This window comes from Photobacterium sp. GB-1 (assembly GCF_003026165.1).
Taxonomy (GTDB): domain Bacteria; phylum Pseudomonadota; class Gammaproteobacteria; order Enterobacterales; family Vibrionaceae; genus Photobacterium.
The window spans coordinates 20,049-41,448 of the sequence record NZ_PYOB01000021.1; the positions used below are offsets into that span (position 1 = coordinate 20,049).

Below are 21,400 nucleotides of genomic sequence, written 5' to 3' on the forward strand. Positions count from 1 at the left end.
CCATGAGTAATGATATGATTTTTGGCATCCATGCCGTGAAAGCCGTGCTGGCATCTGATCCAGTTCGTTTTATTGAAGTCTTTGTACTGAAAGGACGAGAAGATGATCGTTTACTGCCGTTAGTCACTGAGCTGCAATCACTGGGTATTACGATCCAAGAAGCAGGGCGTAAAGCACTTGATGACAAAGTTAAAGGTGCTTCTCACCAAGGTATCGTTGCTCGCGTTCGTCCAGGTAAGCAATACAACGAGAACGATCTTGATGATTTATTGGTGGGTAAAGAAAATCCATTATTATTGATTTTAGATGGTGTGACAGATCCGCATAACTTAGGCGCATGTCTACGTAATGCGGATGCTGCGGGTGCGGTTGCTGTTATCGTCCCGAAAGATCGCTCGGCACAGCTCAACGCAACGGCAAGTAAAGTTGCCTGTGGCGCGGCTGAAATCATGCCATTAGTACGTGTGACTAACTTGGCGCGTACCATGCGTGCACTGCAAGATAAAGGTGTATGGATTGTCGGTACGGCGGGTGAAGCAACGCATGATATTTACCAAAGTAAGCTGACTGGCCCATTAGCGATTGTGATGGGTGCAGAAGGCGAAGGTATGCGTCGTTTAACCCGTGAAACCTGTGATGATTTGATCAAAATTCCAATGGCAGGTTCGGTATCAAGCTTAAACGTATCAGTAGCAACAGGTATCTGTTTGTTTGAAGCGGTACGTCAACGTAGCTAATATGTTACTGACAACAGTAAAGAAAGTTGCACATTTAACCTGGTGTCAGTAATCCCACACCCTTATTCGGTTTAACTGGATAAGGGTGTTTTTATTGGGATAGACAAACAGTCAAGATAACTTGCCAGTGGGCAGGAAAAACCTTGGCGTAGAGCACAGAATTTTCTTGCTTCAATTGATCATTCTCTGTACTATCCATCGTCCAAATTCTCGGTTCTTTTTTTAGTTCCTTGCTTCCCCAGGATAACCGAGCCGACAAGGGAAGCTGAATAATCCGTAAGGAGCAACCTATGCGTCATTACGAAATCGTATTCATGGTGCACCCTGATCAAAGCGAGCAAGTTGCTGGCATGATCGAGCGTTACACTGCTGCTATCAAAGATTCTGGTGGTCAGATTCACCGTCTAGAAGATTGGGGTCGTCGTCAAATGGCTTACCCAATCAACAAACTGCACAAAGCACACTACGTTCTAATGAACGTTGAAGCTGAGCAGTCTGTAGTTGACGAGCTTGAGTCAAACTTCCGCTTCAACGACGCAGTGATCCGTAACATGATCATGCGTACTAAGAACGCTGTTACTGAGCCATCTCCAATGATGAAGGCTAAAGAAGAGCGTTTCACTAAGCGTGAAGATCGTGCAGAAAATGCACAATCTGAAGGCGAAGCAGCTGCTGAGTAATTTGTATAAATGACCAATCGTCTGGAGTTAGTTGGCACTATTGCTAAACAACCCAAACGAAGCCAGTCTCCTGCGGGCATACCTCATTGTCACTTTGTGCTTGAGCATCGTTCGATTCAACAGGAAGCAGGCCTACCACGCCAAGTATATTGTTATATTAACGTGGTAGTCAGTGGCAAAGGTCAACAAGTACTCACTCAAGATTTAGTTATCGGAAGCAATGTTAAGGTAGGAGGGTTTATCTCTTATCAAACCGGCCGTAACGGCATTGGTAAATTAGTATTGCACGCCGATCACATTGACATAATTTAGATCAGGAGATAGCCCATGGCTCGTTTCTTCCGTCGTCGTAAATTCTGCCGTTTCACTGCAGAAGGCGTACAAGAGATTGACTACAAAGACGTAGCAACTCTAAAAAACTACATCACTGAAGCTGGTAAAATCGTACCTAGCCGTATCACTGGTACTCGCGCTAAATACCAGCGTCAGCTAGCTCGCGCTATCAAGCGTTCTCGTTACCTAGCACTTCTACCGTACACTGACAAGCATCAGTAATCGGTAGTAGTTTTTAGACTTTTATAGAGGACAAGATAATGCAAGTTATTCTACTTGATAAAATCGCTAACCTAGGTAGCCTTGGCGACCAAGTTAACGTTAAAGCTGGCTACGCTCGTAACTTCCTTATCCCACAAGCTAAGGCAGTAATGGCAACTAAAGCTAACGTTGAAATGTTCGAAGCACGTCGTGCAGAGCTAGAAGCTAAAGTTGCTGAGCAACAAGCTGCTGCTCAAGCTCGTGCTGAAGCACTAAACGCACTAGAAGCAGTAGTAATTGCTTCTAAAGCTGGTGACGAAGGTAAACTATTCGGTTCTATCGGTACTCGTGACATCGCTGATGCAGTTACTGCTGCTGGCGTTGCACTTGTTAAGAGCGAAGTACGTCTACCTGAAGGTGCACTACGTACTACTGGCGAATTCGAAGTTAGCGTTCAGCTAAATTCAGATGTATTCGCAACTGTTAAACTAAACGTTGTTGCTGCAGAGTAATCGCTTTTAGCTTTAATAGAAAAAAACCAGCCTTCGGGCTGGTTTTTTTATGTCTGAAATATGAGAAAAAACAACGTTAGCGTCAATCCTTAGCTTTACTTCATACTGTAAATCAGGCTAACAATCGTACTAGAATCGAAGTTTTTCATATTGTTAGGTACCCACGTGTAATAGGTATAGTTAAAGCCAATACTCAATGCGATGTTATCGGTGATGGAGTTGGTCAGTGATAAATCATTTTGGATCGTAGTATTACTTTTACCAGCCACAATATTGGTTTTATTTTCCAAGGAAAGTGTTTTAAGCGGTTTCCATGTCATGGTTAATGAGCTTTGTAAAACAGCTTCATTCACTACTTCTGGTTTGACTATATCACCATCAATTTCATCTAGGTTAGGATCTTGGTGGCGAAAACCAGGACCGATATCGACCAAGGTTTGAAACGTTTCATAGCTAAAGAGACGATAACCGATACCAGCAGAAGCCAGTGAATCAACATAATATGGACCATAGCGATCATCAATATAGCTGCCGCTACCATATAAGTAATAGCCGTCACGGATCAGCATTTGTGATTTCAAATTGGCTGAAATCTTACGTTTATCTTCTTCGCCATTTTTCTTCGCCATTAGTAGGCTAGTATCTGCGTTAGTTTTATAACGACCTTTGATATATTGCAGATCATAATTAGCGTTTAGCGTCTGTGAATCTGAATTACCAGCAAGTGCTGTAAACCCAAGCCCCACCTCACTGGTAAAGTGAGAAGGCGAGACATCTTCTTCGATATCTTGATCGTCAGCAGCATAGGCTGCAGTATTGGCAAGCAGCAATAATGTCAGTAGGTATCTTGCCAAAGGTCCTCCCACGGCAGGTGTTGTAAATTGAGTGTTATTGATGATAAGTATTATGCGCTCGCATTCTAACCCAAATTTGTCAGCTTTTGGTTAGGAATCGTTACGCTTGACTGTTAGTTAATTTAAAAAGGCGCATAATTAAATAACCATCAGGTTTGAGGCGAGTCGTAAGTTTATGACTGCTCAGAATCGAATGTATGGGGTATACTACTATGCTTCATTCTTGTTCTTGGCTAATACGCAATTTCTATGGCAGATAATAGTAAACCGAAAAAACCAAAAGATAATCAAATGGACGCCATTAAGATGCCGCCTCACTCTTTAGAGGCTGAGCAATCTGTTCTTGGTGGTTTGATGCTGGATAACGAAAAGTGGGACATGGTGGCTGAAAAAGTCGTTGCCAATGATTTCTACAGTCGTCCACACCGGATTATTTTTCAGGCGACAGCGGCACTATTAGAAGCGGGTCAGCCGCTAGATTTGATCACCCTGTCTGAAAACCTTGAGCAATCAAGCACACTTGATGATGTCGGCGGTTTTGCTTACTTAGCTGAACTGGCAAAAAATACACCATCTGCGGCAAATATTTTAGCGTACGCTGATATTGTCCGTGAGCGTGCACTTATTCGTGACATGATTGGTGTGGCAAATGAAATTGCCGATGCCGGTTATGATCCACAGGGCCGCACCAGTGAAGACTTACTGGATATGGCTGAAAGTAAAGTCTTTGCGATTGCAGAGCAACGTACCAACGATAAAGAAGGCCCACAAAGTGTTGATACGATCTTAGAAAAGACCTTAGAACGTATCGAGATTCTATACCAATCGCCGCAAGATGGCGTGACAGGTGTATCGACAGGTTTTACCGATCTCAATAAAAAAACCGCAGGCCTTCAAGGTTCAGATTTAATCATTGTTGCGGCACGTCCATCGATGGGTAAAACTACCTTTGCGATGAACTTATGTGAAAACGCCGCAATGGAGCAGGAAAAACCTGTACTTATTTTCTCGTTAGAGATGCCAGCTGAACAGATCATGATGCGTATGTTGGCGTCACTTTCGCGAGTTGACCAAACTAAAATACGTACCGGTCAACTCGATGATGAAGACTGGGCACGTATATCATCAACAATGGGTATTCTGATGGAAAAGAAGAATATGTTCATTGATGATAGTTCGGGCTTAACACCAACGGAAGTCCGCTCACGTGCCCGTCGTATTGCCCGCGATAACGGCGGTTTAAGCCTTATAATGATTGACTACCTTCAGTTAATGCGTGTACCTGGTTTGCAAGATAACCGTACATTAGAGATCGCTGAAATTTCCCGCTCGTTAAAAGCGCTGGCAAAAGAATTAAACGTACCGGTTGTTGCCTTGTCGCAGCTTAACCGATCGTTGGAGCAACGTGCCGATAAACGCCCTGTTAACTCAGATTTACGTGAATCCGGTGCGATCGAGCAGGATGCCGATTTAATTATGTTTATTTATCGTGATGAGGTTTATCACGAAGATAGTGCCCTGAAAGGGATCGCTGAAATCATCTTAGGTAAGCAACGTAATGGTCCTATCGGTACCGTCCGTTTAACCTTCCAAGGCCAGTTCTCTCGCTTTGATAATTATGCAGGCCCCGCCTACGATGAAGAGTAAGCGTAAGAATATTATTTAGGATTTTGGATGAAAGCTGCAACCGCACATATAGATACTGAAGCATTAGCCCACAATTTGGGGTTAATCCGTCATCATGCACCAAATAGTAAAGTTTTGGCGGTCGTAAAAGCCAATGCTTATGGGCATGGCTTACTTCGAGTTGCTCAAACACTTACAAATGTTGACGCGTATGGTGTTGCTCGTATTGAAGAAGCATTAATTTTACGTGCAGGTGGGATCGTGAAACCTATTTTATTATTAGAAGGGTTTTATGCACCGAGCGATCTTCCAGTATTAGTGACCAATAATATTCATACTGTGGTTCACTCGATTGAGCAATTGGAAGCATTAGAGCAAACAGAGCTTGATAACCCAGTGCGAGTCTGGGTTAAAATTGATACCGGTATGCATCGCTTAGGGGTACGTCCAGAAGATCTGACGGATTTTATGGCGCGTTTACATGCCTGTGAAAATGTCGCAAAGCCACTACGTTTTATTAGCCACTTTGGTAATGCAGATGATTTAAGCTCTGATATTACATTAAAGCAGTTAGATACCTTTTTGGATTTGACTCAAGATTATCAAGGTGAACGTTCATTAGCTGCCTCTGCGGGTATTTTAGCGTGGCCTGATAGCCAGCTAGAATGGATTCGCCCAGGAATCATTATGTATGGTGTTTCACCATTTAATGAGTCTGAACGTTTTGCTTCGGCTTATGACTTAAAGCCAGTGATGACATTAACCTCTAGCCTGATTGCTGTACGTGATGTTAAAAAAGGTGAACAAGTCGGTTATGGCGGTATTTGGACAAGTGAACGAGATACCAAAGTTGGTGTGATTGCGATTGGTTATGGTGATGGTTATCCACGTACCGCACCTAACGGCACGCCAGTGCTTGTTAATGGTCGTATTGTGCCGATGGCTGGGCGTGTATCAATGGACATGCTAACGGTGGATTTAGGGCCCGATGCTCAAGATAAAGTTGGCGATACTGCCACATTATGGGGCGAAGGATTACCTGCTGAAATTGTAGCAGAGCACATTGGCACGATTGCGTATGAATTGGTTACTAAATTAACACCACGGGTTGCGATGGCATATACGTGATGATTTAAATATTGGACGAAAAGCTTTAATGGAAGATATAAAATTAAAAGCCGTGGCGTATGCTGCGGCTTTGTTGGTTTCAGTAGATATTTATGCTGAAAATGAATTGCTTGATATTGAGGGTTCTGAAACGGTAGAAAAGACGGATTCAGATATTGCCGCAGTACCCTTTATGTTTTCTACCGATAGCATGGGATTGTCTATTGGTGCCGCAGGTGTGGTCAAAAAAGCAGGGCAACCACAAGCTTCACTATTAGTGGCTGGATTGGTGACAGATAAAGGTACATGGATGACGTATCTGGGGGCTTACAATTACGCGTTATCCGCCGACAGCCGCTGGCTATTTGGAGCAGAGCTTTACAGTGGTGATTATAAAGATTTTAATTACTATGTAGGAAAAGCGACCCAAAATGATTCCCACCTCGATGATAGGATCATTGCCGATGCGCAAGAGTCACTGTATCAACTGAGTGCGCGTTATATTTTGCCTATTGGTCAAGGTAAGCATGATCCTATTCAATCTGCGCTTTATCCTAACCGTCAATTAACGGGTCATACGCCATGGGAAAGTGGCGTATCGTCAATAGATTTTCGCCCGTTCTATCAATCTCGTCAGTTTGCTAAAAACACACCGAATCCACCTTCTGATTTTTCACATAATGACAGTGTGTGGGGGCTAGAAACGCGGTTTGAATGGAACAACCAAAACAATACTGCGAATCCAACTCAAGGCAGTAAAAGTCAATTTAAGCTGACATATGCGCCTGATACTTCAGATCAAACAAGCTGGTGGAAATGGGAAATCAACCAAAGTTGGTATTTGAATTTAGGCAAGCTGGATAACTTATTTGATCAGCAAGTCTTGGCGTTTAATGTGTATACCGCCGATACCCCAAGTTGGAATACAACGGATTCAAAGCATGGTTATCATCGTCCACCTGAGTATGCAGGAGTCAAACTGGGGGGCTTATATCGCTTGCGGAGTTTTCAAACGGGGCGATATGTTGGGCGATCTGCAATCAGCTACAGCGCAGAATATCGCGTGATGCCAGATTGGCAACCTCTGAGTGAATGGCCTGTCTTTAATTGGTACAGCGTGCCTTGGTGGCAGTGGGTCGCATTTGCTGATGTTGGTCGTGTTGCGGATAGTTACAATCTCTCTGAGTTGCATTCAGACATGAAATGGAGCGCCGGTGGCGCGGTACGTTTTCAAGTCGAAGGTGTTGTTGTCCGAACCGAAATGGCGTGGGGCAGTGAAGAAAGCACCTTTAGAGTGATGGTTAACCAGCCGTTCTAGTCTTAAATATAAAGCACTTAACCATCATTGTTAGGGATAAGTGCTTTTTTGTCTCTTCAATATACTATTCGCCTTGAATAGTGATCACGACTTGGCGAGAGCCGCCATGATCACGGTGCTCACCTAAATAAATGCCTTGCCATATACCTAATGCTAAACGTCCTTGTGAAATAGGGATCGAGATACTATTACCTAACAATGAACTTTTAATATGTGCCGGCATATCATCATCTCCTTCATAGGTATGTCGATAATAAGGCGCGCGTTCTGGTACAAAATGATTAAAGTGTTTCTCCATATCATGACGTACCGTAGGATCGGCATTTTCATTAATGGTTAAGCTTGCCGAGGTGTGTTGAAGAAAACAATGGACTAATCCAACGCTTAAAGGTCGGATCTCATGTAAATGTTGCGCTATTTCCTCAGTGATAAGGTGAAAACCGCGCTTTTGAGGAGTAAGATTAATTGTTTTTTGATACCACATGGCTATTTACCTATAGGTTTAACCTTTTAGTTTGATTAGTTATTCGCATTATTACATTGATGCGAAATACAGGTATGATGCATTCCAAGTTTTCGTGATTTACCGCAATGACGACCTTTTTCTTTTCGCGGCATCATCACAAGTGATCAAAATTATAAATAAGCCTGCCATCATAGGCTAATGAGCAAAATCGGGGATCTTTCGCAAACAGTGTATGGGCGCGAAAGGTAAACATAACAAAATTAGGATATTTTTATGTTGAAGAACATCAACCCAACGCAAACTCAAGCGTGGCAAGATCTAACCGCACACTTTGAACAAGCTCAAGATTTCCAATTAAGCGACTTATTTGCTAATGATAGCGCTCGCTTTTCTAAGTTTTCTGCGCAATTTGGCTCAGATATCCTACTTGATTACTCTAAAAACCTTATCACTGAAGAAACGCTAACTAAGCTGTTTGCTCTTGCAAAAGAGACAGAGCTAGATGCTGCCATTGCAGATATGTTCAGTGGCGAGAAAATTAACCGTACAGAAGATCGCGCAGTCCTTCACGTAGCACTACGTAACCGTAGCAACACACCAATTATGGTTGATGGCGAAGATGTGATGCCTGCTGTGAATGCTGTACTTGAGAAGATGAAGTCTTTCTCTGATCGCATCATCAGCGGTGAATGGAAAGGTTACACAGGTAAAGAGATTACCGATATCGTGAACATCGGTATCGGTGGCTCAGATCTTGGCCCTTACATGGTGTCTGAAGCGCTAGGTGCTTATAAAACGCGCCTAAACATGCACTTTGTTTCTAACGTTGATGGCACACACATTGCTGAAACGCTAAAAGATCTTAACCCTGAAACAACATTGTTCTTGATCGCATCAAAAACCTTCACGACTCAAGAAACCATGACTAATGCGCTATCTGCACGTGACTGGTTCTTAGCAAAAGCAGAAGATAAAGCACATGTAGCGAAACACTTTGCTGCGCTTTCAACAAACGGTGAAGCCGTTGCTGAATTTGGTATTGATACTGATAACATGTTCGAGTTCTGGGACTGGGTTGGCGGCCGTTATTCACTATGGTCTGCAATCGGTCTATCAATCTGCTTATCAGTCGGTTTTGATAACTTTGTTGCGCTACTTGATGGCGGTCATGCAATGGACAAACACTTTGCAGAAGCACCATTAGAACAAAAGCTACCGGTTATCCTTGCGCTTATCGGTATCTGGTACAACAACTTCCACGGTGCAGAAACAGAAGCGATTCTTCCTTATGATCAGTACATGCACCGTTTTGCAGCGTACTTCCAGCAAGGTAACATGGAGTCAAACGGTAAATACGTTGATCGTGGCGGTAACCCAGTGGATTACCAAACAGGCCCAATTATTTGGGGCGAACCTGGCACCAATGGTCAACATGCTTTCTACCAGTTGATCCACCAAGGCACGAAATTGATCCCATGTGATTTCATTGCTCCTGCGATTAGCCATAACCCATTAGGCGATCACCATCCAAAATTAATGGCGAACTTCTTCGCGCAAACTGAAGCACTAGCATTTGGTAAGAGCCGTGAGAAAGTTGAAGCAGAATTCTTTGCTGCGGGTAAATCACAAGAAGAAGTGAATGAACTAGCAGAATTTAAAGTATTCGAAGGCAACCGCCCAACGAACTCAATCTTAGTGAAAGAAATTACGCCTTATACACTTGGTGCATTGATTGCGCTTTATGAGCACAAGATTTTCACTCAAGGTGTTATTTGGAATATCTTTAGCTTCGATCAGTGGGGCGTAGAGCTTGGTAAGCAACTGGCTAACCAAATCCTGCCAGAACTAAATAATAAAGAACAAGTATCAAGCCACGATAGTTCGACTAATGGTTTGATCAATGCATTTAAACAATGGCGAGCATAATCTTAGGCTAATGTACTAAGCCATATGTTTGTATAATAAAAACGCCGCTAAATAGCGGCGTTTTTTTATCTTTTCAGTGATGGTTATTACAGTGCAATAACTTCGCTAGCTTGTGGGCCTTTCTGACCATCCGTAACGATAAACTCAACACTTTGGCCTTCACGTAAGGTGCGGCGCCCTTGAGCTTGAATAGCACTGAAGTGTACAAACACATCTTTGCCATCCGTTCCAGAAATGAAACCAAAGCCTTTGTCATCGTTGAACCATTTTACGGTTCCAGTCAGTTTACTCATGTACGTCTTTCCCTTTTAGACAAATAATATACAGTCATCTCGCAGTTATAAGTAACATGATGCGTATGACATAAACTAGTCTAGATCGAAAAAAGAGCGGAGAGTAGTCTTTTATTTAAGAATGGTTTTATTAATAAAAGACTTAATAAAGAATTAGATAGCGTTAAGTAAAGTAAAGAATTTATCGTGTAATTGACGCTATATTTTCATTAAAAAAGACGATATCAATCGAAACAAATTTCGATATAGGCTTTGCCATAGTCAGAATCAAATGGCATTAAGATGATCGCATTATCACATTTATGGGTAATGGTATGGCCTTTACCAGAAACAACCGCAGGTGTTGCCATATCAAAATCATAGCCATTTTCAGCCAGTGCACGTTTTGCACCACCTGTTACCATATTAGTAATTTCACCAACCATATCAGTAACATCTTCATTAATGCCTGCTGGACGTTCACCGAGCATGCGTTGCATGATTTCAAGCGCCAGATCTTGCTCAAACGTGATTGACATCGACCCTTTGGTTTTTGGGCCAATCATACCGATTAAGCCAGATACATCACCACGCGCAATTTCATCTTTCTTTAGTCTTGGCTTTTGTGGTGTCATTGGCATAGATGCCATGGTGTTAAGCACATTAATCAGAGATGCAAGAAAAGGGTTTATAAATTCTGCGCGCATAATTGTAAGACTTTTCGTTGTAGGTTAAATAATAGGTTTATTGCCTTGGCATTTTTCACAAATACCATGGCTTTCAACAACATGATGATTAATCTTAAAACCAAGTTTTTCTGATTTTTGACGAAGCAGTTTGGCTAACTCATCATCATGGCACTCTTCAACACTGCCACATTCATCACAAATCAATAACTGCGAACAGTGATCGGCATGTCCTAGTACACAGCAAGCAATATAGCTATTTGTGGACTCCACTTTGTGAACAAAACCTTGTGCTAAGAGAAAATCTAAAGCTCGGTAAATCGTTGGCGGCTTTGCTTGCGGTTCTGAAATTTTGAGTTGATCTAATAACTCATAAGCGCTGATTGAGCTATGGTGCTCAATAATCAACGCCAACACTTTTAAGCGCTGTGGCGTAAGTCGAACGCCTCGCTCTTCACAGAGTTGCTGCGCCTTTGTTAATAATTGGGCTTGATCCGCCATAAAACCTCAAAAAACTACAATAACCGTTTTATTTTATCACAGCCTATTTGAAACATATCGTAACTTAGCAATTAAGCTGCAATAAGCTGTAGTGTTTCGTGTAGAGGATCACGTAATAAGAAAAATAAGAATAAGTGAGCACTGATTTTTTCATTGATGCTTGCGGTGACTCGAAATATTCCTTTTAGGTGTTAATCATCGTTTATACGCTTCAAGGAATAGTGGGGTTAAGCCATAAGGTGGAGGGCTGATTAGATTTCCTCTTCTATAGTTACTTGTTGGTAATAATCTTTTGTTATTTTATTGTATTGTTGTTTTTGGTGTAACTATTGATAATACACCCTTCGAAACGCACAGGCGTTTATAAACATAAAGACACAAGGTTTTATTACTTATGAAAACAGTTATTAAAGCAACTATCGCAGCCGCTATCATCGCTATGTCTTATAACGCTTCAGCTAAAGATGGTGCGTTTACAGGTAATGTTCAATTTCAAAAAGCAGCCGTTAGCAACATAAATGTCGCACATTACCAAAAACAAGGTACCGCAGAGCGTTCACACTCAGGTGTGGTATTTACACAATCAGCATCACAACTCACATTTACTGGAAAGTTACTGTCTGCAGCTGATAAATAAGCCGCAGATATCGGCAAGCGATACCTCATTTTAATTATTACGTTTACGTAATAGTGGTTAACTTTTCATTTTATTGTTTATTTCCAGTAAGTGAGATGTTGTTAGCATTAACACTAAGAATCACCATAAAAATTTGGTGCTGGTAACATTCACCTTCCACAAAAAGAACAATTAATGAGGATTTATTCGAATTTAATGAATGGTTATTGGTGGGGTTGATATGTAATATTTGCATTAGTAAAACTAATGCAAAGAAGCATTATTTCTCACTTTTAAAAGCCGATTAAACTCCTATAATGCCCCCCATCGAAACGCGACCAATGCCTTATAAATACTGTGTTTAGGCAAGGTTGTACATTATATAAAACTTGCTTTATTAAGGAATTCACAATGTCACGTATCATTAACAAAATTGTTGGCTTATACACTCCAGTTTTCGCTTCTATGTACAAAGCGCAAATCAAATAAGTGTTTAAAGAATTTAAAAAAGGGCGTTGAAGGTAACTTCAACGCCCTTTTGCTATTTGGTAAAGAGATAACTCAAAAACGCAGCGAAGAATGATCCAAGAGTGATATTCTCTAAGTCATAATCCTGATTTTATGATATTTCGTTAATTGTTATATTGATGACTTCAAATTATTACTTAAATATAACCCTGTATTTATGACTTCATAAATACGGGTGGTCTATTGTAAGTGCGTGAGATTCGGGCTTGTTTAACGAGATCCCCTGCCTACCCAGTGTAGCCCGCTTGGTGCTAAAAAATAGTGTCTATCCTTTGGCCTGTCCGTATTTGGTTATAGGCTTTATTTTCTTATTTCTATAGCGGCCTACGTGGGCTGGTCGTTGCGGTAAAGCAAGATCAAAAGCAATAAAAAAGCCTGTTGGCGCAGGCTTTTATCGTTTTTAATGAGGCATCGCGTCAGCAATGTTTGGGGCTTTTTTCACATACCGTTGTTGGAGTTCTTCAAATAATTCCATGGTATCAAAACTGTCTAACGAGGGACGTTCGCCAGTAAAATACGCGACACTTTTATTAAACAGTGCCGATATTGCAATGAGTGTATCTAATCGTGGTAGTGTTTTTCCGTACTCTAAATCTAAGTAGGTTTGCCTTGCAATTTTCAAGTGTTTAGCGGCATCGACTTGCGTCATGCCATGCTCTTCACGGACTTGCTTTAGCAAAAAGTGAAATGCGTTAGGGGTGCTCATTATTTTAGTTCTTCTATGTTTTTGTACGTCGGACCAAGGAATTGTATCGCTAAACAGGAAGTTGAAAAGTAGGGAAAAGTGATTTTTCGTTATAAATGGTGAGGGGACGATATAAAATTATTGATTGCAATATTTCTCTTGACCTAAGGTCATAAACCACTATGATAAAAATCAAGCGGTTATCCGTGAAGTGTCAGGTAAGGTTATTTAATTTATTTAAAACCACATGTATCTAATACAAAAAACCACATGTATCTAATACAAAAAACCACATATATTTCTAATATTAAAACTAATATATCTAATACTAAAAACACAGATCTAAAACTAAAAACTACATAATAAAAACGCCTGTAAACCTGATAGTTATTCTCTTATCTTATTGTAAGGTATTAGTTATGAGTATTAGTTTTAGTATTTCAGCTGCATTTAAAGCTTGGTTTTTAAAACTGGAATTTGGCTTTAAGAAATCAGCTACAGAAACAGACAAGTAATAGAAGAGCCCATAACTAAGTTATGGGCTTTTTATTATAACTATACCCTAAAAAACCACTCTCCACTGCCTCTCAACCCTTACCGCTTCATTTATGAAACCATCTATACTAAACTGATTTTAGAAACCAACTTAAATTAAACCAGTTTAGGGAAAACCATGCTGATCCGTGCTTACCTTCGCGCCTCAACCACCGAGCAAGATGCCCAACGGGCAAAAGAGGAACTCAAAGCCTTTGGCGCCAAATTTAATAGTCGTATTGCTGGCTACTACATCGAAAACCAATCTGGCACCAAGTTAGAACGGCCAGAACTCAACAAGCTAATAGACGATAGCGAAGCCGGTGATGTGTTGCTAATTGAAAAGATGGATCGCCTTACTCGTTTACCTTGGCTTGAATGGAAAACCTTAAAAGCCCGCATCATGGAAAAAGGGTTGGTGATAGTGGTGGTAGATCAGCCAATGACGCATGCAGTGTTTAGTGCGGGAGAGCAAAACAGCATTACCTTGGCTTTAACTGAGTTCATGTTGGATTTAGGTGCAGCGATGGCCCGTGATGATTACGAAACTCGCCATAAACGCCAAGCGCAAGGTATTGCGAAAGCAAAAGCAGAAGGTAAGTACCGTGGGCGCCGTGTGAATGAAGCCTTGCATCAAGATATACGGGATCAGTTAAAACTTGGGCGGAGTTATTCAGAAATACAGCAGAAGTTAGGGTGTAGTAGGGCGACAATAGCGAGAGTGGTAAAAGAAGGTTAGTTTTGTCGTGTTGGTAGCAATGTCGGGGCGAATTGCTTTTACTGTGATTTGTTGCGTCTTTAACAAATATTAAATGCGGTATTTTAGCCACAAGTGATGCTTGAATGATGCAAAAACAGGGCTTAATGCCCTGTTTTTGTGTGTAATGTGATTCTGTGGTGCGCGATAGATAACATATGTTAAATAGAGCTTATTTCGGGCAAGTTATTGCCTATGCGTATTCTTTAGTATTATTGCGTCTTCATAAAATAAAGGACTAGCTGATGAGTAATGACGTAATAACAGTTGGCAGTAAAACAACAACGGGCGGTTCTGTTATATCAGGTCACGGTGGTGTCATTATAAACGGACAAAAGGTTGCCCTTGTTGGTGATATTGCGACTTGCCCATGCGGCAGCAAAAGTTGCAGAGGTCAAGGTCCGATTGTCGCCCAATCCCCAAGGGCTGCAAATATGTTTGGTACAAACCTAGCTCGTGTCGGTGATCTTGTTGATACTGGGTGTGGTAGCTGCTTTCTTGACGCCAGTTCTCATCAGGTAAGTTTGAGTACATCAACAGCGACTAATTTGAACATGGGTAGCGGTGTCAATATTGGTAATGGCGTTAATATTAATGGTGGTAGTGGAGTTACCTTTAGTAATAATTCCAACACTAGTGGCGTTGGAACTAACAACTCATTTGTATCCCCTCAATCTTCTAGTAAGGCGGCACAGGCAGCTTATGATCTGACAGAAAAAGAATGGAATGAAGATATAAAAAGAATTGCAAAAAAATATCAATGGGACACTTCTCAACAAGAGAACGTCAGCATTGCGATTATGACTGTCAAAGAAGCAAATGAGTATTTAGATTTGCTTATCAAAGACACACACGGACAGCTTTCCACAGGTAAAGACTACACAGGCGTAGGCATGGGACTGAAAGGTGCTTATGAAGTGGCTAAAGAACTTGGGGGATGGGGGCAACCGCTAAGGCGATTAATATCAACGGGGTAATGAATATTGTGGTAGAGAACTACAAGCCTCGATATTTAGACCTTGGTATTAGTTGGCAAGAAGCAACGCCTCAAATGCTAAAAATTGGTCACGCCTTAAATACCGTTAAAGGGAATATTAGTTTTTTAAACGCAAACATTTATGCAGAAATTGTGTTTAGTGGTGCGGTCAATGCGGTTGATTACATGCTACACAATGAGAAGACGCTAGGCGAAGTCATAGGGCAATTTACTGCGGATATCTCTAAGGGGGTCGTGGCTGGTGTAATTGCTCAAGGGGCACTTTTAGTCGCTCGTGCTGGTGCTGGTTTTCTGTTTGGGTTCTCATTACCCGCAGCAGTTGGATTAGGTTTATTTGTTTATTCAGCATTTAAGATAGGGGGTTATATATCTGACTTGGATAATCAGTATGAGTTTACTAAGCCAATGAAAGAAACAGTAGAGGATTTAATTGACTAATCATGTTAGATACTTTCAAAAAACTTACATTTTTAATGTTTTTTATAGGGGTTGTGTCATGGTGCGGTTGGGGAGCTTATGATTTAAGTCATACGGTGGAGATAGTAGGAATTAAACCTGTAATCAAAGTATCGGGATACCTTAACAATACATCGTCGTTTGTATTATTTGGTTTTTTCCTTCCTTCTATCCCAATGGCATTTCTTAATATATTCACTGGTATTCAACTCCCAAGGTTAACGCTAAGGTTAATGCTATTTGGTGCACTAATTGGTGCATTAATAGGGCACTATTTAGATGCCTCGTTGAGGGATAAAATACTCGAGTCAAACTACATCGAATGTACATCTGAGCGAGAACTTACTTTAAAATACTCGAGTCAAACTTATGTATTACCACCCACAAAATGTGATTATACCAAGCATAAATAGCTTTACTGTTAAATGACCGCCCATCGAGGCGGTTTTTTAGTATCTGGACGTTACCGCGTATCGGATCGCTTTAGATGTTTATTGTTAAATAGAGCCTGTTTCGGGCAAATTATTGCCCCTTGTCTTTTTGTCTTATCATTTGGGAATAGTACAAGGATAAGACGATGTGGAAAGCAACCGAAGTTAGCGCAAAACCTAATGTTAAATATGCAAAGATTAAAAATACTCCTCCAGTAGAACCTCAAACAGAAGAACAAATACCAAAGCCTTTTAATACAGAAGAACCATTACCATCGCTTATTTCGGATAATTTCAATAAGGTTAAGTCTGATAAAGTTTTCGCTAAATCGTGCTCACAACCTTTTGGCAATACCGATGCGTGCCAAAAAAAAGAATCGATTAAAAATAGTTTTAATCCTTGGGGACTATTTATAAGTTCAGCAGAGGCAATGCCTCTTGCTATACCGCCTCCTGTCATTTCTAGTAGTGCGACGATGGCCGCAGGAACACAAAACCAATCAAATAATGATAAAGCGGCACGCGCACTGTCTCAGGTTGCGGGAAAGTTTAAGGATAAATCACTCGATAACTTACGCTTTGTTGTTGAAACCTCACCTGTTATTAATTTCTCTTTAATGCTGTTTAAAGCCTTGCAGTTTCCTGATGATACGCAGCATACAGAAGAAGAATTAAGGCAAATGCAAGAAGTCAAAAGCCGTATTCGTGTGCAGATAATAGAACCCGAAGGTGATGATGTTTACCCTACAGTCAGAGCTTTTCATGTTGGCGATGGTGACGACAAAGTACCTGTTCGGTATGTGGGTAAGAACGCACAAGGTCAATATTCAGTCGCACTAGAAGAAGATGGCCCAACGATATATTGGTCACCAGACGAGACTGGAAATCAAGTACCCCATACAACGCCGTCTCAAGATGATGGTGTGTCATTCGATGATATTTGGGTAAATCCACTCAGTGATGCGGTTAATGACTCATCGACTGTATTACCGATGCCTGCTGAGAGTGATTGGCAAGATAGAATTCTTGTGTTCCCTGAAGGTTCAGGGATTGAGCCTCTGTATCTGGTCTTTAAGACAACCGCTCGTAATGAATCTGGGGTGGTTACTGGGAAAGGTGAAGATATAACAGGGATCTGGTTAGAAAAAAGCAGGACAAGGATTAGGAGCACCAATACCATCCCAGATAGCCGATAAATTAAGAGGCAGAGAGTTTTCAAGTTTTGATACGTTTAGAAAAGCATTTTGGCTTGCCGTATCAGAAGATATGGAGCTTCTAAAAGGTTTTAGTCGTTCTAATCAGCGCTTAATTAAGCGAGGGAATGCTCCATTTTGTGTTGAAGACGATACCGCAGGTGGAAGAGAACGATTTGAGATTCATCATATTAAAGAAATCCAATATGGTGGCAAGGTATATGATGTAGATAATTTAAGTGTTGTCACTCCAAAACGACATATTGATATTCATAAAGGGTTGTAAAATGAATCTGAAATTAGATGACAAGATTACCAACTATACAGAAGCTGAGTTCTATCGTTTCTTAGAAGACTTTTTTGAAGATACTGATACAAACAATTTATCTGATAGTGCTTATGATAAGCACATATCTAAACTAGCAATGCACTTCTCAAAGTTAGTTGCACACCCAAAAGGTAAAGATCTAATCTTTCATCCTTCTTCAAATCAAGAGGACTCCCCTGCTGGAGTTATTGCTTCATTAAAGCAATGGTACGCAGACAATGGGCTCGACTTATTTAAAGAGTAAAGTAATTTTTAAAAAAACTAGTTCTGTCTAAAAATAAGAATAAATAGAATTACCGTTAAAAGACCGCCCATCAAGGCGGTCTTTTTGTATCTGGACATTACCGCGTATCGGATCGTTTTAGATGTTTATTGTTAAATAGAGCCCATTTTGGGCAAATTATTGCCTAGTACCTTTTTTATTTACAATGATTCAAACTCAATAAACTTTTTATATTTAAATGCCTAAATCTCTAACATGGCTATCGCCGCCAACTGAATTTAATCGTCATGACAGCTTAGTCAAACAGACTGAACGTGCTAATAAATCCGAATTGGCGAAAGAAGCTAGGGCGCAAAAAACACTTGAGCAAATTGAGCGCATCAATGCCAAAAGTTCACTCAAGCATGAACAACTAATGAATGATATCTCTGGGAATGGAGTGTTTACTGGGCAATGTACACTCCAAGAAGAATTAGAAAAGAATCATCAAGCTGTGTTGCTTCTCACCGAAGAAGATTCATTCTATACCATTAAAAATTTGATTGATGAACGATATCATCAAAAAGGTCAAATACCATCAACATTGATTTTGAAAGACATTGATAAATCGAAGACATGGGCCGAATACTTAGCAACTGGTCTGGGGGCTATTAAGTTAGCCCAAGCCTTTGACGATTTTGGTGTGACAGCGCGATATTCCGTGATTAAAGGGAAAACTCGTGTATCAATTGCCACTCGAAATAATGGACAGCAGATGTTACGGCATGTGCTTGTTAATGGAATGCGTCTTAAGGTGAATGGAAAAAAGACCTATGCGATAGATAATCCGAAAGTTGTTCAATTAGGATTAGCGCCAACGCAGCGTATTAGTGCTGGCATAAAAGCTGGTGCTATGACCATGATTATTTCAGCCGCCATAAATACTAATGATCTGATCTTTAACGATGATTATGATTTTTATGATTGGTTTGGAAATATAAGAACGGATTTTATTAAGACAGCTATAGCATTATATGGCACAGAGATTGTGATAGGTGCAATTATTGGAGCTTGGGGAACGATAGCAATTCTCGTAATAGCTGCTGTATCTGTGACCTTAAGTTTTGCTATTGATAAATTATTCGAAGTTAATAACGTCTCAAGAGAACTTACAAATGCACTCAGAAAATTGCAATCATAACGGCAAATATGTATCTAAAAAATTAAAAATACAAAACTTTATTATCTGTATTCTTTTTACTGCTTTATCTTTGTGGTTTCTATCCTCTTGGATTCAAACAGTAAAATCAACTTATAGCTTATCCCATGTTGTAAAATTATCATTTGGAGATGCGTTAGGTGGCTTTATGAGTATAGGTTTGATCATTTATTTATGGTCTGGCCTTATTACAGTCATCAAAACAGGTGTGCAAGTGAAATACTCATGGTCAAAAAGAAAAATAAAAGTACAAAATAGAATAATGTTATTTTTCTTTATCGCCAGTTTTATTGTTACAGCCCTCACTTATTTTATTATCAATGATCGACTTTTATCTGAAGGGTACTCAGTCAAAACGAAGTACACCAATATGGGCATATATAAGACCTATACAAAGAATTAAAATAAGCAATGAGAACCGTCTGTTTCTTCTTCGTCACAACAATCGCTACCGCGTATCTGTATCGGATCGCTTTAGATACATACTGTTAAATAGAGCCTATTTCGGGCAAGTTATTGCCTATGCGCATTTTTTAGTATTATTGCGTCTTTATAAAATAAAGGATTATCTGATGAGTAATGACGTAATAACTGTTGGTAGTAAAACCACAACGGGCGGTTCTGTTATATCAGGTCACGGTGGTGTCATTATAAACGGACAAAAGGTTGCCCTTGTTGGTGATATTGCGACTTGTCCATGCGGCAGTAAAATTTGCAGAGGTCAAGGTCCGATTGTCGCCCAATCCCCAAGGGCTGCTAATGTGTTTGGTACCAATCTAGCTCGTGTCGGTGATCTTGTTGATACTGGGTGTGGTAGTTGCTTTCTTGACGCCAGTTCTCATCAGGTAAGTTTAAATACATCAACAGCGACTAATTTGAATATGGGCAGCGGCGTTAATATAGGTAATGCCGTTAATATCAATGGCGGCAATGTCAATATTGGTAGTAGTGTAACATTTGGCTCTCAGTCAAGCATAACAGCAGGAACTGACAGTTCTGTTGCGTCTGTTCAATCATCCTCACGAATGACATCTCAACTAAATACACCAGAAATCAACCCTAATAATATGTACTGGCCTCCTTACAACTTTCTCGCTAAAGAGGGAGATAAAGAGATCCATATTCGATATATGCAAGATGTCGTAGAAACTACGGTTCTAGCCCCAGAAGAATGGAAAGAGTTTTTTGATGCGCTCGATAAAACTCAAAATATCGGTGGTGCAATGAAAGGCACTTACGATGCATTCGATACCGCTAAAAAATTAGGTGGTTTGGGTGTTACTGCTTATGTGAAAACACATAATGGTGTCGATTATTTGATCTTGAAAGGTTACAAACAGCACATGAAAACGTTGCTCGCGGGTAATCGTTTTAGAGCATCAAATCCTCAAGTGGTAAAACTTGCTTTAGGTGCTTTGGATTCACCCAAAGGTATGGCTCGTTATGTTAAGGTCACCGCTCCTATGGAAATATTGGTCGGTTCAGCCATTAACGTTTTAAAGTATGTTCTCAATGATGAATACACTTTAAAAGACCTAGGCGTCGATGAGGCTAAGTTACTTGTGAATGTTCTGGTTGTCGCTGGAACAGCTTTGGCTATAGGTACTCTTGCAGTTCCTACAACAGTTTTAGGAACTGCAATAATCTTGGTTTCAGCTAGTTTATTTATTTGGACTGTTGATCAAACTACTGATTTTGAAAAGAAGTTAGTGGATTTAGTTTTAGAGAATTTTGATGATTAGGACTTTATTGTCGCTACTATTAATTTTAGTATCTAGTTATACATCATACGCCACAATTAAGCCGTTATTATTACCAATTGAGCAGATTGATAAGGTTTTGTTTAGTAACTTAGCATTACCATTTATTGCCACATGGGGAATTGCATTCTTTAGCATCATGTCATTTTCTTTATCTGTAAAGAGCTTGGTAACGAAAGACAAATATCGAGGTGGAATGAAGTTATTTTATTGCTCTTTATGTCTGGGGGCTATTGTTGGTATAGGTGTTAATTATGCGAATTATTTTTTAGTTATAGAGCCTAATGACATGTTCGAATGCCCTAAGAAAATCGGTTACAAGAAAAACTTAATGCGTGAGTATGTTTCTGACCTTTCCTTGTGCGAGAAGTTATAGAGCCTGTCGATTTTGTGCGCATAAATTCTGATTACGTTAAAAGACCGCCTCATCATTCATCATGGCGTTTTTTTGTATTTGGTATAATGGGTTAATAAA

General features: G+C 40.4%; 26 protein-coding genes. 20 read left to right on the forward strand and 6 right to left on the reverse strand.

Annotated features, from left to right (window positions below; genetic code table 11):
* Positions 1–2: 2 nt before the first annotated feature.
* The 5 genes from rlmB (at position 3) to rplI (ending at position 2,463) form a co-directional block, all read left to right on the forward strand.
* Positions 3–737, forward strand: a complete 735-nt coding sequence (gene rlmB / locus C9J45_RS16825; RefSeq protein WP_005372799.1) for a 23S rRNA (guanosine(2251)-2'-O)-methyltransferase RlmB — start codon at positions 3–5, stop codon at positions 735–737.
* Between the two features lie 290 nt (positions 738–1,027).
* The gene (gene rpsF / locus C9J45_RS16830; RefSeq protein WP_107208009.1) at positions 1,028–1,417 is read left to right on the forward strand and encodes a 30S ribosomal protein S6; all 390 of its coding nucleotides are present in this window, start codon (positions 1,028–1,030) and stop codon (positions 1,415–1,417) included.
* Between the two features lie 9 nt (positions 1,418–1,426).
* A complete protein-coding gene (gene priB, locus C9J45_RS16835) occupies positions 1,427–1,729 on the forward strand; it encodes a primosomal replication protein N (RefSeq protein WP_005372796.1) in 303 nt (100 codons plus the stop codon).
* 15 nt (positions 1,730–1,744) lie between these two features.
* Positions 1,745–1,972, forward strand: coding sequence for a 30S ribosomal protein S18 (gene rpsR, locus C9J45_RS16840; RefSeq protein ID WP_002539422.1), 228 nt, complete (start codon positions 1,745–1,747; stop codon positions 1,970–1,972).
* Between the two features lie 38 nt (positions 1,973–2,010).
* Positions 2,011–2,463, forward strand: coding sequence for a 50S ribosomal protein L9 (gene rplI, locus C9J45_RS16845; protein ID WP_005372794.1), 453 nt, complete (start codon positions 2,011–2,013; stop codon positions 2,461–2,463).
* 95 nt (positions 2,464–2,558) lie between these two features.
* Here rplI and C9J45_RS16850 read toward each other — a convergent pair whose 3' ends face one another.
* On the reverse strand, positions 2,559–3,317 hold the full coding sequence (locus tag C9J45_RS16850; RefSeq protein WP_107208010.1) for a YdiY family protein: 759 nt from the start codon (positions 3,315–3,317) through the stop codon (positions 2,559–2,561).
* A 249-nt stretch (positions 3,318–3,566) separates the two neighbouring features.
* On the opposite strand from C9J45_RS16850, the gene C9J45_RS16855 reads away from it, so the two are divergent.
* Genes C9J45_RS16855 through C9J45_RS16865 form a run of 3 tightly spaced genes read left to right on the forward strand, consistent with a single transcriptional unit; the run spans position 3,567 to position 7,368 of the window.
* Positions 3,567–4,964: a replicative DNA helicase gene (locus tag C9J45_RS16855; RefSeq protein ID WP_005372791.1), complete on the forward strand. Its 1,398-nt coding sequence runs from the start codon at positions 3,567–3,569 to the stop codon at positions 4,962–4,964.
* A gap of 27 nt (positions 4,965–4,991) precedes the next feature.
* Positions 4,992–6,071, forward strand: coding sequence for an alanine racemase (alr, locus tag C9J45_RS16860; RefSeq protein ID WP_107208011.1), 1,080 nt, complete (start codon positions 4,992–4,994; stop codon positions 6,069–6,071).
* Between the two features lie 28 nt (positions 6,072–6,099).
* Positions 6,100–7,368, forward strand: coding sequence for a BamA/TamA family outer membrane protein (locus C9J45_RS16865; protein ID WP_107288093.1), 1,269 nt, complete (start codon positions 6,100–6,102; stop codon positions 7,366–7,368).
* A 64-nt stretch (positions 7,369–7,432) separates the two neighbouring features.
* Here C9J45_RS16865 and C9J45_RS16870 read toward each other — a convergent pair whose 3' ends face one another.
* The gene (locus tag C9J45_RS16870; protein ID WP_005372784.1) at positions 7,433–7,852 is read right to left on the reverse strand and encodes a secondary thiamine-phosphate synthase enzyme YjbQ; all 420 of its coding nucleotides are present in this window, start codon (positions 7,850–7,852) and stop codon (positions 7,433–7,435) included.
* A 255-nt stretch (positions 7,853–8,107) separates the two neighbouring features.
* Here C9J45_RS16870 and pgi point away from each other — a divergent pair, with 255 nt between their 5' ends.
* Positions 8,108–9,760 (forward strand): glucose-6-phosphate isomerase, encoded by a 1,653-nt coding sequence (pgi, locus tag C9J45_RS16875; RefSeq protein WP_107288094.1) that lies wholly within the window; start codon positions 8,108–8,110, stop codon positions 9,758–9,760.
* 86 nt (positions 9,761–9,846) lie between these two features.
* Here the strand turns inward: pgi and C9J45_RS16880 are convergent, their stop codons facing one another.
* The 3 genes from C9J45_RS16880 to zur all read right to left on the reverse strand — a co-directional run bounded on the left by C9J45_RS16880 (position 9,847) and on the right by zur (position 11,219).
* Positions 9,847–10,053, reverse strand: coding sequence for a cold-shock protein (locus C9J45_RS16880; RefSeq protein WP_005372779.1), 207 nt, complete (start codon positions 10,051–10,053; stop codon positions 9,847–9,849).
* Positions 10,054–10,277: 224 nt separating this feature from the next.
* A complete protein-coding gene (locus C9J45_RS16885; protein WP_005372777.1) occupies positions 10,278–10,739 on the reverse strand; it encodes a chemotaxis protein CheX in 462 nt (153 codons plus the stop codon).
* Positions 10,740–10,763: 24 nt separating this feature from the next.
* Positions 10,764–11,219, reverse strand: a complete 456-nt coding sequence (zur, locus tag C9J45_RS16890) for a zinc uptake transcriptional repressor Zur (RefSeq protein ID WP_107208014.1) — start codon at positions 11,217–11,219, stop codon at positions 10,764–10,766.
* A gap of 394 nt (positions 11,220–11,613) precedes the next feature.
* Here zur and C9J45_RS16895 point away from each other — a divergent pair, with 394 nt between their 5' ends.
* Positions 11,614–11,856 carry a hypothetical protein gene (locus C9J45_RS16895; RefSeq protein ID WP_107208015.1) on the forward strand — a complete coding sequence of 81 codons (243 nt, stop codon included), beginning with the start codon at positions 11,614–11,616 and terminating at the stop codon, positions 11,854–11,856.
* Between the two features lie 907 nt (positions 11,857–12,763).
* Here C9J45_RS16895 and C9J45_RS16900 read toward each other — a convergent pair.
* The gene (locus C9J45_RS16900; protein ID WP_107247331.1) at positions 12,764–13,069 is read right to left on the reverse strand and encodes a helix-turn-helix transcriptional regulator; all 306 of its coding nucleotides are present in this window, start codon (positions 13,067–13,069) and stop codon (positions 12,764–12,766) included.
* Positions 13,070–13,721: 652 nt separating this feature from the next.
* On the opposite strand from C9J45_RS16900, the gene C9J45_RS16905 reads away from it, so the two are divergent.
* From C9J45_RS16905 to C9J45_RS16955, 10 genes are all read left to right on the forward strand, one after another.
* The gene (locus C9J45_RS16905; RefSeq protein WP_107292784.1) at positions 13,722–14,321 is read left to right on the forward strand and encodes a recombinase family protein; all 600 of its coding nucleotides are present in this window, start codon (positions 13,722–13,724) and stop codon (positions 14,319–14,321) included.
* A 263-nt stretch (positions 14,322–14,584) separates the two neighbouring features.
* Positions 14,585–15,316, forward strand: a complete 732-nt coding sequence (locus tag C9J45_RS21800) for a PAAR domain-containing protein (RefSeq protein WP_233217814.1) — start codon at positions 14,585–14,587, stop codon at positions 15,314–15,316.
* Positions 15,277–15,774 carry a hypothetical protein gene (locus tag C9J45_RS16915; RefSeq protein WP_233217816.1) on the forward strand — a complete coding sequence of 166 codons (498 nt, stop codon included), beginning with the start codon at positions 15,277–15,279 and terminating at the stop codon, positions 15,772–15,774. The genes C9J45_RS21800 and C9J45_RS16915 overlap by 40 nt, the downstream gene beginning before the upstream one ends.
* 595 nt (positions 15,775–16,369) lie before the next feature.
* Positions 16,370–17,419 carry an S-type pyocin domain-containing protein gene (locus C9J45_RS16925; RefSeq protein ID WP_233217818.1) on the forward strand — a complete coding sequence of 350 codons (1,050 nt, stop codon included), beginning with the start codon at positions 16,370–16,372 and terminating at the stop codon, positions 17,417–17,419.
* The gene (locus C9J45_RS21805) at positions 17,409–17,702 is read left to right on the forward strand and encodes an HNH endonuclease signature motif containing protein (protein WP_369974369.1); all 294 of its coding nucleotides are present in this window, start codon (positions 17,409–17,411) and stop codon (positions 17,700–17,702) included. The genes C9J45_RS16925 and C9J45_RS21805 overlap by 11 nt, the downstream gene beginning before the upstream one ends.
* 1 nt (position 17,703) lies before the next feature.
* Positions 17,704–17,988 (forward strand): bacteriocin immunity protein, encoded by a 285-nt coding sequence (locus C9J45_RS16935; RefSeq protein WP_107208023.1) that lies wholly within the window; start codon positions 17,704–17,706, stop codon positions 17,986–17,988.
* Between the two features lie 217 nt (positions 17,989–18,205).
* Complete coding sequence (locus tag C9J45_RS16940; RefSeq protein WP_107292785.1) at positions 18,206–19,147, forward strand: hypothetical protein; 942 nt, start codon at positions 18,206–18,208, stop codon at positions 19,145–19,147.
* Positions 19,122–19,568, forward strand: coding sequence for a hypothetical protein (locus C9J45_RS16945; RefSeq protein ID WP_107208025.1), 447 nt, complete (start codon positions 19,122–19,124; stop codon positions 19,566–19,568). The genes C9J45_RS16940 and C9J45_RS16945 overlap by 26 nt, the downstream gene beginning before the upstream one ends.
* A gap of 169 nt (positions 19,569–19,737) precedes the next feature.
* A complete protein-coding gene (locus C9J45_RS16950; protein ID WP_107208026.1) occupies positions 19,738–20,907 on the forward strand; it encodes a PAAR domain-containing protein in 1,170 nt (389 codons plus the stop codon).
* Positions 20,900–21,301, forward strand: a complete 402-nt coding sequence (locus C9J45_RS16955; RefSeq protein ID WP_107208027.1) for a hypothetical protein — start codon at positions 20,900–20,902, stop codon at positions 21,299–21,301. The genes C9J45_RS16950 and C9J45_RS16955 overlap by 8 nt, the downstream gene beginning before the upstream one ends.
* The last annotated feature ends 99 nt before the right edge of the window (positions 21,302–21,400 follow it).

Excerpts from the sequence above, each read along its gene's own strand:
- rpsF (WP_107208009.1), top strand. The coding sequence starts at position 1,028 with ATGCGTCATTACGAAATCGTATTCATGGTGCACCCTGATCAAAGCGAG.
- pgi (WP_107288094.1), top strand. The coding sequence starts at position 8,108 with ATGTTGAAGAACATCAACCCAACGCAAACTCAAGCGTGGCAAGATCTA.
- C9J45_RS16915 (WP_233217816.1), top strand. The coding sequence starts at position 15,277 with ATGGGGGCAACCGCTAAGGCGATTAATATCAACGGGGTAATGAATATT.
- C9J45_RS16865 (WP_107288093.1), top strand. The coding sequence starts at position 6,100 with ATGGAAGATATAAAATTAAAAGCCGTGGCGTATGCTGCGGCTTTGTTG.
- zur (WP_107208014.1), bottom strand. The coding sequence starts at position 11,219 with ATGGCGGATCAAGCCCAATTATTAACAAAGGCGCAGCAACTCTGTGAA.
- C9J45_RS16885 (WP_005372777.1), bottom strand. The coding sequence starts at position 10,739 with ATGCGCGCAGAATTTATAAACCCTTTTCTTGCATCTCTGATTAATGTG.
- C9J45_RS16900 (WP_107247331.1), bottom strand. The coding sequence starts at position 13,069 with ATGAGCACCCCTAACGCATTTCACTTTTTGCTAAAGCAAGTCCGTGAA.
- C9J45_RS16940 (WP_107292785.1), top strand. The coding sequence starts at position 18,206 with ATGCCTAAATCTCTAACATGGCTATCGCCGCCAACTGAATTTAATCGT.
- rlmB (WP_005372799.1), top strand. The coding sequence starts at position 3 with ATGAGTAATGATATGATTTTTGGCATCCATGCCGTGAAAGCCGTGCTG.
- C9J45_RS16955 (WP_107208027.1), top strand. The coding sequence starts at position 20,900 with ATGATTAGGACTTTATTGTCGCTACTATTAATTTTAGTATCTAGTTAT.
- C9J45_RS16870 (WP_005372784.1), bottom strand. The coding sequence starts at position 7,852 with ATGTGGTATCAAAAAACAATTAATCTTACTCCTCAAAAGCGCGGTTTT.
- rpsR (WP_002539422.1), top strand. The coding sequence starts at position 1,745 with ATGGCTCGTTTCTTCCGTCGTCGTAAATTCTGCCGTTTCACTGCAGAA.
- alr (WP_107208011.1), top strand. The coding sequence starts at position 4,992 with ATGAAAGCTGCAACCGCACATATAGATACTGAAGCATTAGCCCACAAT.
- C9J45_RS16855 (WP_005372791.1), top strand. The coding sequence starts at position 3,567 with ATGGCAGATAATAGTAAACCGAAAAAACCAAAAGATAATCAAATGGAC.
- C9J45_RS16925 (WP_233217818.1), top strand. The coding sequence starts at position 16,370 with ATGTGGAAAGCAACCGAAGTTAGCGCAAAACCTAATGTTAAATATGCA.
- C9J45_RS16950 (WP_107208026.1), top strand. The coding sequence starts at position 19,738 with ATGAGTAATGACGTAATAACTGTTGGTAGTAAAACCACAACGGGCGGT.
- C9J45_RS16935 (WP_107208023.1), top strand. The coding sequence starts at position 17,704 with ATGAATCTGAAATTAGATGACAAGATTACCAACTATACAGAAGCTGAG.
- rplI (WP_005372794.1), top strand. The coding sequence starts at position 2,011 with ATGCAAGTTATTCTACTTGATAAAATCGCTAACCTAGGTAGCCTTGGC.
- C9J45_RS16945 (WP_107208025.1), top strand. The coding sequence starts at position 19,122 with ATGCACTCAGAAAATTGCAATCATAACGGCAAATATGTATCTAAAAAA.
- C9J45_RS21800 (WP_233217814.1), top strand. The coding sequence starts at position 14,585 with ATGAGTAATGACGTAATAACAGTTGGCAGTAAAACAACAACGGGCGGT.
- C9J45_RS16880 (WP_005372779.1), bottom strand. The coding sequence starts at position 10,053 with ATGAGTAAACTGACTGGAACCGTAAAATGGTTCAACGATGACAAAGGC.
- C9J45_RS16905 (WP_107292784.1), top strand. The coding sequence starts at position 13,722 with ATGCTGATCCGTGCTTACCTTCGCGCCTCAACCACCGAGCAAGATGCC.
- priB (WP_005372796.1), top strand. The coding sequence starts at position 1,427 with ATGACCAATCGTCTGGAGTTAGTTGGCACTATTGCTAAACAACCCAAA.
- C9J45_RS16895 (WP_107208015.1), top strand. The coding sequence starts at position 11,614 with ATGAAAACAGTTATTAAAGCAACTATCGCAGCCGCTATCATCGCTATG.